Here is a 13,773-nt window from a genome sequence, read left to right as displayed (position 1 = left end):
AAAGGTAGGAGACCCTGGCGTTACGGTGACGGACAGACTCAATGAAACGACAGGAAAATCCCTGCAATGGCGGCGCTCATCAGGTTCGATAGCGTAGCAGCCGCTACGACACGCAATCCATAGCGCGCCACTTCCGCACGGCGTTCCGCGGCAACGGCACTAAAACCGCCCGTGAGAATCGCGATCGAAGAAAAATTGGCAAAGCCACACAGTGCAAACGACACGATCGCAAGCGTCTTCGGATCCAGCACCTGCAAGCCGGCCGCCGCGACCGACTGGGCGCCCTTCAGGTACGGCGACAGATCGACGTATGCGACGAACTCGTTGAGGATCAGCTTCTCACCGATAAAGTTGCCGGCGAGCGGTGCGTCGTGCCACGGTACGCCGATTAACCACGCGAGCGGTGCAAACACCCAGCCGAGGATGCTTTGCAGCGTGATCTGCGGATGGCCGAACAGACCCGCGATTCCGCTGACGGTCGAATTCAGCAACGCGATCAGGCCAATAAACGCAATCAGCATGGCGCCGACGTTGATGGCGATTCTCAGGCCAATCGAGGCGCCCGCTGCCGCCGCCTCGATCACGTTGGCCGATTTCCTTTCGTCGAAATGCAGCCCTTCCAGCACCACCCGGCTTGGCTCCGTGGTCGGGAAGATCAGCTTGGCGAACAGCAGGCCGCCCGGTATGGCCATGAACGACGCGGCCAGCAGATACTCCAGATTGACGCCGAGGCCCGCATAGCCGGCCAGCACCGAACCCGCCACCGAAGCCATTCCGCTCGACATGACCGCGAACAACTCCGCGCCCGTCATCTCGCGGACGAACGGCTTGACGAAAGCCGGCATCTCGCTCTGGCCGAGGAAGATCGTAGCTACCGCGGAACATGCCTCGACTCGGGTCACAGCCAGCAGCTTCTCGAACACGACACCGAGGCCGTTGATAATCCACTTCATCACGCCGATGTGGTACAGCACCGCAATCAGCGCGGTGACGAAGATGATCATGGGAAGCACACGCAGCGCGAAAACGAAGCCGCCACCGCCGAAGAGCTGGAACATCTTTGCGTCGACGAGGCCGCCGAACATGAACGACACGCCGCGGTCGCCCATCTGCAGCACATTGTTGACACCACGCGCGGCGGCCGCCAGCGCTGCACTGCCAAGCGGTACGAACAGCACTAGCGCACCGATCGACACCTGCGCGAGGAGCGCGGGAATCAGCGTGCGCAAACGGATACCACTTCGATTGGTCGACAACACATAAGCGATCAGCAACAGAAAAACAATGCCACACAGACTGCGTAAGATATCCACGTTGTGCTCGCTGTTTGGAAATTAGAATTGACGATGAGCGGATGGTCACAAAGCGGATTAAATTTTCCTTCGCATACCTATCTTCCTCCTGTCGTCTCTTTTGTCGATCTTATCCAGTGCGTCGCCGAAGCGTGCACCGTATAGTGCAGCGCAAAGACACGTACGTCCACCCTCGGCCGGCGAACGGTCCATTCACGTCGACATGCTGCAGCGCGATGAACCTCTACGTCGCGTCGTTAAGGGGAAGCCGCATCGATGCATCGCGCATCGTTGGTCTTTTCGAGCTTCAATCCTGTCCTGTCGGTCAGGTTATAGATGAACAAAAAAATAAAGTACAAGGGTTTTGTGAGGACGCAGGATTTTGATCGCCTGGCCGCGCGTCATGCAAGCGGCCCGACCGGAGCGCGAAATTACCCGGACTTACGTGGGGTAAGGGTTCTGCATTTATTACATTCGCCCATCCGCATTGCACGGAAGGCGAGATCAGGCGGCGGCGTGGTACCGCCGCCCTTCTACCGCTTTTGCGCCCAACTCAATGGTGCGAGCGCGCCGCTCTCGTATGAGCGGCTTTTTTCGCCGCGGCCGAACGGCCCACGGTGCCCTTGGTGGCGACCGCCTTTTTCGCCGCCGCCGAACGGCTCGCTGCGGGCCGGCGAGTCGCCGAACTCTTCGCCTGTTTCGACATCGCCGCACTCGACGCGCCGCGTCCGCTCTCGCGCTTTAGCGCTGTAGTGGCGGCACGCGCGCGTTTTGCCTTGGATTCAGTGCTGGTGCTTTTGGCTGCGGTCTTGTGCTGGCCCGCCGCGTTGTCTTTGGCGGCCTTCTTACGCGTCGCTTCGCTGGTCGTACCCTTCTTCGGCGCCTTCAGATCGACGCCGGCACGGCGCGCCTTCGACAGACCGATGGCGATGGCCTGCTTGGCCGATTTCACGCCGTGCTTGCCGGCGCGCACGCGGTCGACCTCTTCCTTGACGAACTCCCCGGCCTGGGTACTCGAGGCTTTGCCGGCGCGCTTGTCCGCGTGGGCACGGTGGATGGTTTTCTGTTCAGGCATGACAGTCCTCCAGATTGGCTGTTGGCCTGTATCACGCAGCAACCCCTGTGCCTTGGCAAAAACGTGCGGTATCCGCGCGGACGGCGTATGGTTATAACAAGGGGCGGCAGCTGCGCCGACTCTACGGTTTTCGGACCATCCGGGAGAAGCCGCATGAAGATACCCACCTTACGAGCAGGTGCCCACATCGAAGGCGTGCACTGGATTGCCGAATATGCCGAGGACGTCCACGAGATTCGCGTGTTTCGCGAGGGACAGGAAGTGGATGTGCATAACGCACCGTCGACGCTGTTCGGCGACGAGGAAAACGCCGGTTCGAAAAGCTGCGCCGATCATCGCGCCGCGGAAGCGGCTGTGCTTGCTTACCTGAAGCGTTTCGTCGCCGAGCACGACGCCGAAGAGTAGCGGACGCAGGCGCGGCGATTTTCACCGCACCCGCCACGCCTGGCCCGCTCTAACATGCAATCAGTCAGCCGGACGCAGTTTTTTCACTTCGGCGTCCGAAGGCTGCACGCTCGCGCCGTCGATATAGTGGAACGACGTCATCACGCCCTTGCCGTCCTTCACGCCCGTCACGCCGACAAAAGCGCCCATGGTCGACTGGTTGTCCTGCGCGCGATACGACACAGGACCAAACGGCGTGTCGACGCTCAAGCCCTTGAATGCGGCGGCCAGCTTGTCAGGATCGGTAGAACCGGCTTTCTTCAGCCCATCCGCAAGCGACATCAACGCGGAATATCCGACCACCGAACCGAGACGCGGATAGTCGTGATACTTCGCCTGATACGCATCGACAAACTTCTTGTTCGCAGCCGTATCGATCGAGTACCACGGGTAGCCGGTCACGATCCAGCCGGTCGGCGCTTCGGCGCCAAGCGGATCCAGATAATCCGGCTCGCCCGTCAGCAGCGAAACCACGCTGCGGTCCTTGAACAATCCCGTCGTATTGCCCTGACGGACGAACTTGCCGAGGTCAGCGCCAAACAGCACGTTAAAGATCGCATCGGGTTTCGCATCGGCGATGGCCTGGGTCACCGCGCCAGCGTCGAGATTGCCTAGCGGGCTCGCCTGATCGGACACGAACTCGATATCGGGTTGGGCAGCCTGCATCAGCTTCTTGAAAGTCGCCACCGCCGACTGACCGTACTCGTAGTTCGGATACACCAGCGCCCAGCGCTTTTTGTGCAGCTTGAGCGCTTCCGGCACCAGCATCGCGACCTGCATATAGGTGGAAGGACGCAGACGGTATGTATATTTGTTGCCGTCGGCCCAGACGATCTTGTCGGTCAGCGGTTCAGCCGCGAGGAAGAAAACATGCCGCTGCTTCGCGTAGTCGGCCAGCGCGAGGCCGGTATTCGACAGGAAGCCGCCGAACAGCACCTGCACGCCTTCGCCCGTCACCAGCTCCTGCGCGACGCGTACCGTATCGCCAGGGTTGGCGTTGTCGTCGCGCGAGACGACTTCGAGTTTCTTGCCGAGCACGCCACCCGAGGCGTTCACCTCGTCGAGCGCGAGATTCCAGCCGTTCTTGTAAGGACCGAGAAAGGCCGGCTGGGCCTTATAACTGTTGATTTCGCCGATCTTGATCGTCTCCTGGGCCACGGCCCCAAGCGCCGCCAGCGAGAGCGTCAACGAAACAGTCAGACGAGAGATCCATCCTGCGCGTGTGGTCATGCGTTTCTCCGTTATCAGTAGTGGGTGCGAGAAGGCGAATGCGGGTACAGCGAATCAATCGGCGCGCGATGTCGCGCGAATACGCGCCACGCTTGCCTCGACGTCTTGCCATGCGGGCTTGCCGCCCGCGAATTGCTGACGCAGGTACGACACGAGTTCGGCTACCTGGGCGTCGTTGAAACTGTCGCGGTAAGCCGGCATCGTACCGAGTTCGGGCCGTGCAGGCGAGTTGATGCCGTCCAGAATCACGCGAATCAGATTATCGGGCGCTGCGCTATGCAGATTCGTGTTAAGCGCGAGCGACGGATGCGCACCGAATAGCGTCGGTCCACTGCCGGTGTGATGGCACGCCGCGCAGGCGCCGTCGAACAGCCGTGCGCCCATGCTCGACGCCGTGGGCGTAGCCGCGCTGGCCTGCTCGTATTCGCGCGCCAGCGCTTCTGGATTCGCATTAGGACCCGCGGGGTTCAGCGAGGCAAGGTAATTCGCCATGGCGCGGATATCGCTGTCCGGCAAGGAAGACAGCTCGCTGACGACCGGTCCCATCGGGCCGGCCGCTACGCCATGCAGCGGCGCGTGCCCAAAGCGCAGATAGCTGAACAATTCGTCTTCGGTCCACGGCACCGGCGCATTCGAAAGTGTCGTCAAGGCGGGCGCTTCCCAGCCTTCCGCTATACCGCCGCCAAGAAAAGCCGCGCCGGTTTTCTCCGCGCCGAATGCGTTGCGCGGTGTATGACATGCGCTGCAATGGCCGAGGCCGTTGACCAGATAGGCGCCGCGATTCCATTGCGCGGTTTGCGTTGCGTCCTGCGTGAACGTATTGCGCTTCAGAAACACCGTGTTCCATGCGGCCATCAAAGGTCGCACGCTGAAGGGAAACGCCAGCTTCGTTTCAGGCGGACGTGAGCGTACCGGCGTTTGCGACATCAGGTAGGCATACAACGCCTGCAGGTCATCGTCCGATACGTTCTTGAACGACGTGTACGGGAAAGCGGGGTACAGGTGCCGTCCATCGCGATGGATGCCCTTGCGCATCGCCCGTGCAAACGCGTCGAACGACCAGTTGCCGATGCCCGTCTGCTCATCCGGCGTGATATTCGTGGTGTAGATCGTGCCGAACGGTGTATCCAGCGCGAGACCTCCCGCGTTCGGCACGCCGTTGTGTGCCGTGTGGCAGACGGCGCAGTCACCAAGCGAGGCGAGCAGTTTGCCGCGTGCGATCAACCCGGGTGCAAACGAAGTCGCTAGAGGCGGTGTGATCGGGGCAATCGGCTGAGGTGCAAACGAGGCCATGCTTAACCAGCCCGCGGTACCTGTAGCCAATGCGCCGAGGAAACCGAAGCGCCAGCGCCTTTTCCTGCGCGCGGTTGCGGCCGCGGCCGCTTGCGCCGGGCCGTCGGCGAGCGCGGCCCGAATCACCTCCGGCGTGAACGGCGGCCTGCGAAAACGCACACCAGTCGCATCGAACAGCGCGTTTGCAATCGCAGCCGCACCGGGCAGCGACGCCGATTCGCCCGTACCCATGGGCGGCTCGCCGTGGCGCGGCATCATCACCACCTCGATGACCGGCACCTCGCGGAACGTCAGGATCGGATACGCGCCCCACTCCTGGCTCGTCACTTCGTTCTTGCCGAAAGTCACGCGCTCTTTCAACGCGCGGCTCGTCGCCTGGATCACGTTGCCGTGAATCTGGTGACGGACACCATCTGGATTCACCATCGTTCCGGTGTCCTGACCGACTACCACACGCGTCACCGCCAGTTCGCCGCTCTTGCGATTCACCTCGACATCCGCGACCCACGCGGCCCATGCCGCGCCAAAGCCGGGGAATTTACTGTGCACGTAGCGGGCGTAAGCGAAGCCTCTGCCGCGTGCGATGTCGCCTTCCTCTTCCTCCGCGTCTTGCGCTTTGAGCGCGACGTTGCGGGGTTCCCAGCCAGCTTTCTCTGCAACGGCTTTGACGAGATCGATCGCGCGCGGATCCGTCAAATGCTGCAGACGGAACTCGACTGGATCGACACCCGCGTCGGCGGCCAGTTCGTCGATGAACGATTCGTGTGCAAACGTGTTGGGCAACGCCGACACGCCACGCAGCCACGAGGCGCGGACAATCGGCGGCGTGTCGTCGCAAACGATACGCATCGTGCGGTAGTCATAGGGCGGGACGGACGTGCGGTCGCCCATTTCGAACACCTGCGGCTGCGGCGAGATCGCGCCGGTCAACAGCAACGCAAGCGTGGGCGCATCGTTCGAGGGGTAACGCGTGGAGAAGTCGTAGCCCGTGAGCTGGCCATTCGCGTCCACAGCGCCACGCACGTCCATCAATTGCGCCGCGCCTTTCGGTTCCCACCGGTGTTCGTCTTCGCGAGACAGTTGCACGCGCACTGGACTGCCCACCGCGCGGGAGAGCAAAGCGGCATCCGCAGCTACGTCGTCGGCGCAATTGCGACCGTAGCAACCGGCAGCGTCCATGCGCACCACTTCAATCTGCGTTTCTTCCAGCGACATCAGCAACGCCAGATCCGCGCGCAGCGAATGCGGGTTCTGTGTACCGGACCAGACCTTAAGCACACCGTCGCGATAGTCGGCCACCGCACACGACGGTCCGATCGACGCATGCATCTGGAACGGCCAGACGTACGTGCGTTCGAGTGTGTTGTCCGCTTGCGCCAGCGCCGCGTCGACATCGCCTTCGATCAGCAGATCGCGGCGCGTCGAAGGATTCGCGCGCAAGGCGGCCTCGACCTCCTCGCTGGTTTCGAGCGCCGGCAGGCCTTCCACTGTTTTCCACTGCACGTCGAGCCGCTTTACCGCCTCCTGCGCGACCTCCTCGCGCACCGCGACGATGCCTACAAAATCGCGGATCACAACCACTTTGACGATACCCGGCAGATCGCGCACAGATTCTTCGTCGACATGCAGCAGGCTGTTGCCGATAAAGTCGCCTTGCGCGACGCCCGCATAGGGCGGCCGCACTACCCGGCCGTGCAACATGCCCGGCAGACGCACGTCATGCACGAACATCAGTTCGCCGATCGCCTTGGCCGGAATGTCGATGCGCGCAGTGCTTTTGCCGACGATCCGATACGCCTCAGGCGGCTTCAAAGGCGTATCCGCTGCTAGCGTCAGCTCGATACGCCGCCCAGCGATCAGTTCGCCATAACCGATTCCTTGCGCCCGGTCGTCGCCACGACGATGCACGATGCCATCGCGAACCTCCAGCGTCTGCGCGCCGACGCCAAAGCGCAACGCTGCTTGCCCGACCAGGTACTGCCGCGCCTGCGCCGCGGCCAGACGCAGCGGCACGGCGGAAATCTGGATCGTTGCGCTCGCAATGGTTGGCCCCTGATTTGGCGCCTCGGTGGTGTGACCGAGCACGATCGAGACACGCGTGAGCGGCACGTCGAGCTCTTCGGCGACGATTTGGGCGAGCGCCGTGCCGATGCCCGTCCCCAGGTCGACATGGCCGTTAAACGCCACCACGCTGCCGTCGCCACGCACGACGAGGAACACATCGGCCAACGTCGGCACAAATGACGAGCGCGATCCAGGTTGCCCGATCGCGGGTTTTACCGGCGCTTGCGGCGGCCGTACGACGACCAGCACGTTCTGCATGTCGTCGAGCTGCTGCCGCGACAGAGGCTGACGCTCGACGCTTACGTCCGGCCCCGTCATGCGCGCTCTCCTTCAAGCCCTTCATGCTCGCGACGGCGTGCTGCCAGCAATTCGGCGGCGCGATGCACTGCACGCAGAATCTCGACATGCGTACCGCAGCGGCACAGGTTGCGTGACAACTCGCGCCGGATGGTGGCGTCGCTGGGATGAGGATCGCGGTCGAGCAGCGCTTTCGCGGTCATGATCATGCCGTTGAGACAATAGCCGCACTGCGCGGCCTGTTCGTCGATGAACGCCTGCTGCACCGGATGCAGTGCCGCACGCGTGCCCAATCCTTCGAGCGTGGTGATCTCCCGTCCTTCCGCAACCCTCGCCGTCGTCACGCACGAGCGGGTCGGCATACCATCGAGCAGCACCGTGCATGCGCCGCACTCGCCCAGCCCGCAGCCGAACTTCGGACCGTTCAGCGCCAGGTCGTTACGCAGCAGATAGAGCAGCGGCGTGTCGGCGCTGGCACTGACGACATGCGTCGCCCCATTCACCCTAAGCGTGAGGTTCTCGGGACGGTTCATGGCCACCACGCCGGCAGGTCGCTGCGCGCGTTCAGACAACCACCGGCACTTCGGTCGCCGGCGGCGTATTACGGCTACGCCGGCAACGGATCAGGCCGTCGATCATCACCATGCCAACGCCCGGAATGTCGCCAAGCTGTACGCTTTCGAGCAACGTGCTGCCGGCCGTATGCTGCGCGCGGTCCATGAACACGAGATCCGCGGGGCGGCCCACTTCGATCAGCCCTTGCCGCAGATTGCGCTGCCGCGCCGTGTTGCCAGTCGCAAAGCAGAATGCGATTTCCGCCGGCACGTCAGCGAGGCTTGAGATCAGCGCGATCATCCGCAGAATGCCAAGCGGTTGCACGCCAGAGCCGGCCGGGCTGTCGGTGCCGAGAATGATGCGGTGCGGACACTTGAGTTCGATCGCATGACGCGCAGTCAGCAATGCAATGCGTTCATTGCCGTTGTGGACGATTTCCAGTGCGCGTGTGGATTGCTCGCACAGGTCGCAGACGTGACGATAAGACAAGGACGTGTGACCGCCATTGATGTGACCGATAACGTCCGCGTCAGCCGCGAGCACTACGTCCTTGTCGATCAGACCCGAGCCGGGGATCGACGGGCCGCCCGTGTGAATCGTGCTTTGAATCCCGTACTTGCGCGCCCAGGCGACCATCTGGCCCGCTTCCTCGCCGGCCTTTACGCTGCCGAGGCCCACTTCGCCGAGCAGCTTCACACCGGCTTCCGACAGTTCCTTGAAGTCTTCCTCGACCATGCCCTTTTCGATCACCGGCGCGCCGGCCAATACCTTGACGCCTCCGCCGACGCCCGCGCCGCGCATGCCTTCGAACGAGCGCTGCGCCGTAATCGCCAGCGCCTTCACGCCGATGATATCCTTAGGACGTCCTGGCAAGTGCACTTCGCCGGCGGAGATCATGGTCGTCACGCCGCCGTTCAGGTTCGACTCGATCCAGCCCATCTGGTTCTGGCGCGGCGTCCAGTCGCCGAAGACGGGGTGCACGTGCGAATCGATCAGGCCAGGCGCCACCGCCGTGCCTTTGCAATCGACCTTGGTGCGCGCGCCTTCGAGGTCGCAGTCTTTCTCCTTGCCAACCGCGACGATCACGCCATCGTCGATCACCAGCGTGTCGGCGTCGAGAATCGGCTGATCGATATCGCCCGATAACAGCAGGCCGATGTTCGTTACGACAACCTTCCCCGACAACCCTGTCAACGTCTCTGCTGCCATCTGCTTCTCCCTTTCGCAACGACTACCCGAGGCGACCACACGCGCGCATTGCGCGAGGCGTATGACCGCGTCGCAGGAATCAGACGCTCAAGTAAGCGCGCCTGACTGTTTCGTTCTTCGCGAGTTCGCCGATCGTGCCGCTAAAGCGGATCTGCCCTTTTTCAAGGACATACGCGCGGTCGCTGACCAGCTCGGCGAAGTGCAGGTTCTGTTCGGACAACAGAATCGACAGCCCTTCGCGCTTGAGTTCGAGAATCATGTTCGCCATCTGTTCGACGATCACGGGCGCCACGCCCTCCGACGGTTCGTCGAGCAGCACCAGATACGGATTGCCCATCAACGTGCGCGAGACGGTCAGCATCTGCTGCTCGCCGCCGCTCATCTGACCGCCGGGACGTCTTGGCATCTCGCCGAGATTGGGGAACAGGCGAAACAGCTTTTCCGGGGTCCACTGCGGCGCGCCCTCGCGTTGCGGTTGCCGACCGGTGTCGAGGTTTTCCAGCACCGTGAGATCGGAGAACACGCGACGGTCCTCGGGCACGAAGCCCATTCCCATGCGGGAAATCCGATACGGCGGTAGCGATCCAATGTCCGTGCCGCGGAAACGCACTTCGCCCTGGCGACGCGGCAACAGCCCCATCACCGCCTTCATCGTGGTCGATTTCCCCGCACCGTTGCGACCCATCAGCGCCACTACCTCGCCGCGCCCGACTTCGAGGCCAACGTCGAACAGGATGTGTGCGCGACCGTAGAACGCGTTGAGGCCGGAGACTTTCAGCATCGGCTCGCTCATTGCAAGGCCCCTTGGCGACCGCTTTGGTCGTCGTGATGGTCGTCCAGCGCCGCATGCGCCTGGAAGGTCTTGCCAGTGCCGAAATAGACTTCCTGCACGCGAGCGTCGTTGCGGATCGTCTCTGCGCTGCCTTCGGCAATCAGCTTGCCGCGCGCCAGCACGATCATGCGGTCAGCGTAGGCAAACACGACGTCCATGCTGTGTTCGGTGAACAGCACGCCGATCTTGTGTTCCGTGACCAGGCGCTTGGTCAGCGCCATCAGATCGTTGCGCTCCTTGGGCGCCATGCCGGCGGTCGGCTCGTCCATCAGGAGAAGCTTCGGGCGGTTCGCCATGGCGATAGCAAGTTCGACGCGTTTGACGTCGCCATAGGCCAGCACGCCGCAGGCGCGATGTGCGTCAGCGGCCATGCCTACCTGCTCGAGCAGGCCGAATGCTTCATCCGCATACCACGATCCGGCGGCCTTCCACAGGCCAAACAGTTTGCGTTCGCGAGACACCAATGCCATCTGCACGTTTTCGAGCACGGTCATCGAGTTGAAGGTTGCGGCAATCTGGAACGTGCGGCCCACGCCGAGTCGCCAGATATCGCGTGGCCGCATGCCGACGAGTTCGTGATCGTCGAGGCGGATCGAACCCGACGACGGCCGCAGTTGCCCGTTGACCATATTGAAGCAGGTCGATTTTCCAGCGCCATTCGGGCCGAGCAGCGCGAGCAGTTGACCGGCTTCGAGATCGAAGGAGACATCGTCGACCGCTTTAAGGCCACCGAATGATTTAGACAAGCCCGAGACGCGCAGGAGGCTCATAGACCCTCCTTCATCGCAGTGGCCTGCGATGGCGGGGTTGATGCTGGCCCGGCGGCAGCCCGCTCCGCGTCGGCCGATCCACCTGCGTGACCATTCTTCGTACCAGTATCGTCGTCGCCGAAGCGTTCACGGACGAAACCTACGATGCCTTGCGGGAAAGCGATCACCAGCAGCAGGATGGCGAAACCAAGGAGTGCTTGCCAGTAGTCGGTCTGACGCGCCACCGTATCCTGCAGCCAGGTAAACACCGCCGCACCGACGATCGGCCCGGCGAGGGTCTGCAGACCGCCTAGCAACACCATGACGAGTCCGTCGACGGAACGGCTCACGCTAATCACTTCAGGCGAAATCGTGCCCTTCGAAAACGCGTACAGGGAGCCCGCGAGACCACAAAACACCGATGCAATCACAAACGACGCCCATTGCACCCGCTTGACGTCAATGCCGATTGCCTCGGCGCGCAAGCCGGAATCGCGCGAAGCTCGCATGGCATAGCCAAGCGGTGAGAACAGCATGCGCCGCAGCAACCAGACGCAGATCACGACGCACACTAGCGTCAGGTAGTAATACGCAACCGGCGAGGACAACCAGTTCGACGGCCACAATCCGAGCACGCCGTTGCTGCCACCCGTCACATCGTCCCACTGAAACACGACTGACCACACGATCTGCGCAAACGCCAGCGTCAGCATGGCGAGGTACACGCCAGACAGTCGCACGCAGAACCAGCCGAACACCAGCGCTCCGGCGAGAGCGAGCAATGGCCCAAGCAGGAGCGCTGCTTCCATCGGCAAGTTGAGCACCTTGAGGAACAATGCAGCCCCATAAGCGCCGAGGCCAAAATACGCGGCGTGCCCGAACGAGTGCATGCCTCCCGGTCCCATGACGAAGTGCAGGCTAGTGGCAAACAACACCGCAATCATGATCTCGACCAGCAGGATGGGCATATACGGGAACGCCTTGGCCGCAAGCGGCGCGAGCACCAGCACGGCAAGCACCGCTACCGCCAGCCGCTTCAGACGTTTACCCGCGGGCCGCAGCGGCGCTTCCGGCGCAGCCATGCCGCGCACCGCGGCAGTTGCGCGGCCAAACAGACCCCAAGGCCGCACAACGAGCACGACGGCCATCACGACGAATTCCGCAACCAGTGTGAAGCGGCTTAGCGAAAAGTCGATCCCGCCAATCGACACATGTCCGATGCCAATACACAGCGCCTTGATCTCCGCAATCAGCAAGGCAGCGACGAACGCACCGGGAATGGATCCCATACCGCCCACCACCACGACCACAAATGCATTGCCGATCGTCTCGAGGTCAAGCGACAGATTCGCCGACATGCGCGGCCCTTGCAACGCGCCGCCCAGGCCTGCTAAAAATGCGCCAACGAAAAACACCCCGGTAAACAGCCAGGCCTGATTGATACCCAGCGCGCCGAGCATTTCACGGTCCTGTGTCGCCGCGCGCACCAGCGTGCCCCAGCGCGTGCGCGTAAGCGCATACCAGAGCAACAGCAACACGAGCGGGCCGATGATGATCAAGGCGATATCGTAGGTAGGCAGTGGGTGGCCGAGCAGATTGATGGCACCTCCCAGATGCGGCGAACGCGGCCCGAACAGATCTTCCGGACCCCACAGCCATAACGCGGCGTCACGGAAGATCAGCACCAGCGCGAAGGTCGCCAGCAAATGGAACAGCTCCGGCGCCTGGTAGATGCGCCGCAGTACGATCATTTCGACCAGCGCACCCAGTACCGCAACAACCAGCGCCGCCGCCAGCACCGAAAACCAGTAGCCGCCTACGGTGTGGCCGAAGCGGCTCGCAAAGGTATACGCGACATAAATGCCGAACATATAGAACGAGCCGTGCGCGAAGTTGACGATGCGCGTCACGCCGAAGATCAGCGACAGGCCCGCGGCGACGAGAAACAGCGTCGACGCATCGGCGAGTCCGTTGACCAGTTGTACCAGCAGATTCGAAAGCATCGTAATCCTTAGCGGCTTGCCATCCATCCCATGCGCGGCACGCTCATACGCACCTCACGGGCAGCACAGTACCAGCGAAACTATTCAACGCAAACCGTCTTCGCCCTTGATTTCGCTCGCCTGCAATCCGCCGATGCGCGGCAGCGGCCGGCCCGAGGCCGTCACCGCGACCGCCACCACGATTTCATTGGCGCGCGGCGCATCGGCAACGCGTGCTTCGATGGCGTCGAAATGGCTGCGCACGAAGGCGGCGTCTTTATGGCCAAGCGGTACGTCGATGGCAGTACCCAGCGTGCCCATTTTCTTCGCCGACGGCACCAGTGCCGCCCCCTTCTCCACTGCAACGCGCAGCGGCGCACCAAGCTTTGGATGCAGGATCGCCGCAGCGTGCTCCAACTCGCCCGCCTCGCCGACAATCGCCGCCTTACCGTAACTTTGCGCCTCGCCGGGTTCGATGCCCAGCGCTTCGACGCACTTCTTGCCGAGCAGCGCGCCAAGTTCTTCACCCGCCTCGATCAGTGCATCGAGTTTAGGTTCGAAGCGGCCCGCGTAGGGGTTTTCGATGACGGCGATGGCCACCGCGCGACGCGTCGGCGGATCGATCGTCTGGCCCATTTCAATGCGTGTTTCATCTACCTGAACTACCAGCTTGCGAAGCTTGATTGCCATTTCGCTCTCCGTGTATGGGTTCGCCGGGTTTGCGTGAGCCCGGTTTGCCTTGACCCTGCGT

11 protein-coding genes are annotated in these 13,773 nt (G+C 62.5%); 1 reads left to right on the top strand and 10 read right to left on the bottom strand.

Going from position 1 to position 13,773, the window contains the following annotated elements:
- Positions 1-38: 38 nt before the first annotated feature.
- Together P3T24_RS19935 and P3T24_RS19930 are read right to left on the bottom strand one after the other, a co-directional pair.
- A complete protein-coding gene (locus P3T24_RS19935; protein WP_429288086.1) occupies positions 39-1,313 on the bottom strand; it encodes a NupC/NupG family nucleoside CNT transporter in 1,275 nt (424 codons plus the stop codon).
- A gap of 532 nt (positions 1,314-1,845) precedes the next feature.
- A complete protein-coding gene (locus P3T24_RS19930; RefSeq protein ID WP_429437052.1) occupies positions 1,846-2,367 on the bottom strand; it encodes a DUF6496 domain-containing protein in 522 nt (173 codons plus the stop codon).
- A 153-nt stretch (positions 2,368-2,520) separates the two neighbouring features.
- Here P3T24_RS19930 and P3T24_RS19925 point away from each other — a divergent pair, with 153 nt between their 5' ends.
- Positions 2,521-2,772, top strand: a complete 252-nt coding sequence (locus P3T24_RS19925; protein WP_074267669.1) for a hypothetical protein — start codon at positions 2,521-2,523, stop codon at positions 2,770-2,772.
- Positions 2,773-2,832: 60 nt separating this feature from the next.
- On the opposite strand, the gene P3T24_RS19920 is transcribed toward P3T24_RS19925, so the two are convergent.
- The 8 genes from P3T24_RS19920 to P3T24_RS19885 form a co-directional block, all read right to left on the bottom strand.
- On the bottom strand, positions 2,833-4,041 hold the full coding sequence (locus P3T24_RS19920) for an ABC transporter substrate-binding protein (RefSeq protein ID WP_429437049.1): 1,209 nt from the start codon (positions 4,039-4,041) through the stop codon (positions 2,833-2,835).
- 54 nt (positions 4,042-4,095) lie between these two features.
- On the bottom strand, positions 4,096-7,716 hold the full coding sequence (locus P3T24_RS19915; RefSeq protein WP_429437047.1) for a molybdopterin cofactor-binding domain-containing protein: 3,621 nt from the start codon (positions 7,714-7,716) through the stop codon (positions 4,096-4,098).
- Positions 7,713-8,228 carry a (2Fe-2S)-binding protein gene (locus tag P3T24_RS19910; protein WP_429437044.1) on the bottom strand — a complete coding sequence of 172 codons (516 nt, stop codon included), beginning with the start codon at positions 8,226-8,228 and terminating at the stop codon, positions 7,713-7,715. The genes P3T24_RS19915 and P3T24_RS19910 overlap by 4 nt, the downstream gene beginning before the upstream one ends.
- A 31-nt stretch (positions 8,229-8,259) precedes the next feature.
- Positions 8,260-9,459, bottom strand: coding sequence for an amidohydrolase family protein (locus P3T24_RS19905; RefSeq protein ID WP_074267665.1), 1,200 nt, complete (start codon positions 9,457-9,459; stop codon positions 8,260-8,262).
- 79 nt (positions 9,460-9,538) lie between these two features.
- Positions 9,539-10,252, bottom strand: a complete 714-nt coding sequence (locus tag P3T24_RS19900; protein ID WP_429437042.1) for an ABC transporter ATP-binding protein — start codon at positions 10,250-10,252, stop codon at positions 9,539-9,541.
- Positions 10,249-11,061, bottom strand: coding sequence for an ABC transporter ATP-binding protein (locus tag P3T24_RS19895; protein WP_074267663.1), 813 nt, complete (start codon positions 11,059-11,061; stop codon positions 10,249-10,251). Before P3T24_RS19895 ends, P3T24_RS19900 begins: the two co-directional genes overlap by 4 nt.
- Positions 11,058-13,043 carry an ABC transporter permease gene (locus tag P3T24_RS19890; protein WP_429437039.1) on the bottom strand — a complete coding sequence of 662 codons (1,986 nt, stop codon included), beginning with the start codon at positions 13,041-13,043 and terminating at the stop codon, positions 11,058-11,060. Before P3T24_RS19890 ends, P3T24_RS19895 begins: the two co-directional genes overlap by 4 nt.
- 84 nt (positions 13,044-13,127) lie before the next feature.
- On the bottom strand, positions 13,128-13,712 hold the full coding sequence (locus P3T24_RS19885; RefSeq protein ID WP_074267661.1) for an amino acid synthesis family protein: 585 nt from the start codon (positions 13,710-13,712) through the stop codon (positions 13,128-13,130).
- Positions 13,713-13,773 lie beyond the last annotated feature (61 nt).

This window comes from Paraburkholderia sp. GAS33 (genome assembly GCF_050436645.1).
Taxonomy (GTDB): Bacteria; Pseudomonadota; Gammaproteobacteria; order Burkholderiales; family Burkholderiaceae; genus Paraburkholderia; species Paraburkholderia phenazinium_B.
Note: the sequence above shows the minus strand (reverse complement) of the source record. Positions and strands in the feature narration are given on the sequence as shown.

Bases quoted from the DNA above. Each gene is read 5' to 3' on its own strand.
- P3T24_RS19930 (WP_429437052.1), bottom strand. From the start codon at position 2,367: ATGCCTGAACAGAAAACCATCCACCGTGCCCACGCGGACAAGCGCGCC.
- P3T24_RS19925 (WP_074267669.1), top strand. From the start codon at position 2,521: ATGAAGATACCCACCTTACGAGCAGGTGCCCACATCGAAGGCGTGCAC.
- P3T24_RS19920 (WP_429437049.1), bottom strand. From the start codon at position 4,041: ATGACCACACGCGCAGGATGGATCTCTCGTCTGACTGTTTCGTTGACG.
- P3T24_RS19915 (WP_429437047.1), bottom strand. From the start codon at position 7,716: ATGACGGGGCCGGACGTAAGCGTCGAGCGTCAGCCTCTGTCGCGGCAG.
- P3T24_RS19910 (WP_429437044.1), bottom strand. From the start codon at position 8,228: ATGAACCGTCCCGAGAACCTCACGCTTAGGGTGAATGGGGCGACGCAT.
- P3T24_RS19905 (WP_074267665.1), bottom strand. From the start codon at position 9,459: ATGGCAGCAGAGACGTTGACAGGGTTGTCGGGGAAGGTTGTCGTAACG.
- P3T24_RS19900 (WP_429437042.1), bottom strand. From the start codon at position 10,252: ATGAGCGAGCCGATGCTGAAAGTCTCCGGCCTCAACGCGTTCTACGGT.
- P3T24_RS19895 (WP_074267663.1), bottom strand. From the start codon at position 11,061: ATGAGCCTCCTGCGCGTCTCGGGCTTGTCTAAATCATTCGGTGGCCTT.
- P3T24_RS19890 (WP_429437039.1), bottom strand. From the start codon at position 13,043: ATGCTTTCGAATCTGCTGGTACAACTGGTCAACGGACTCGCCGATGCG.
- P3T24_RS19885 (WP_074267661.1), bottom strand. From the start codon at position 13,712: ATGGCAATCAAGCTTCGCAAGCTGGTAGTTCAGGTAGATGAAACACGC.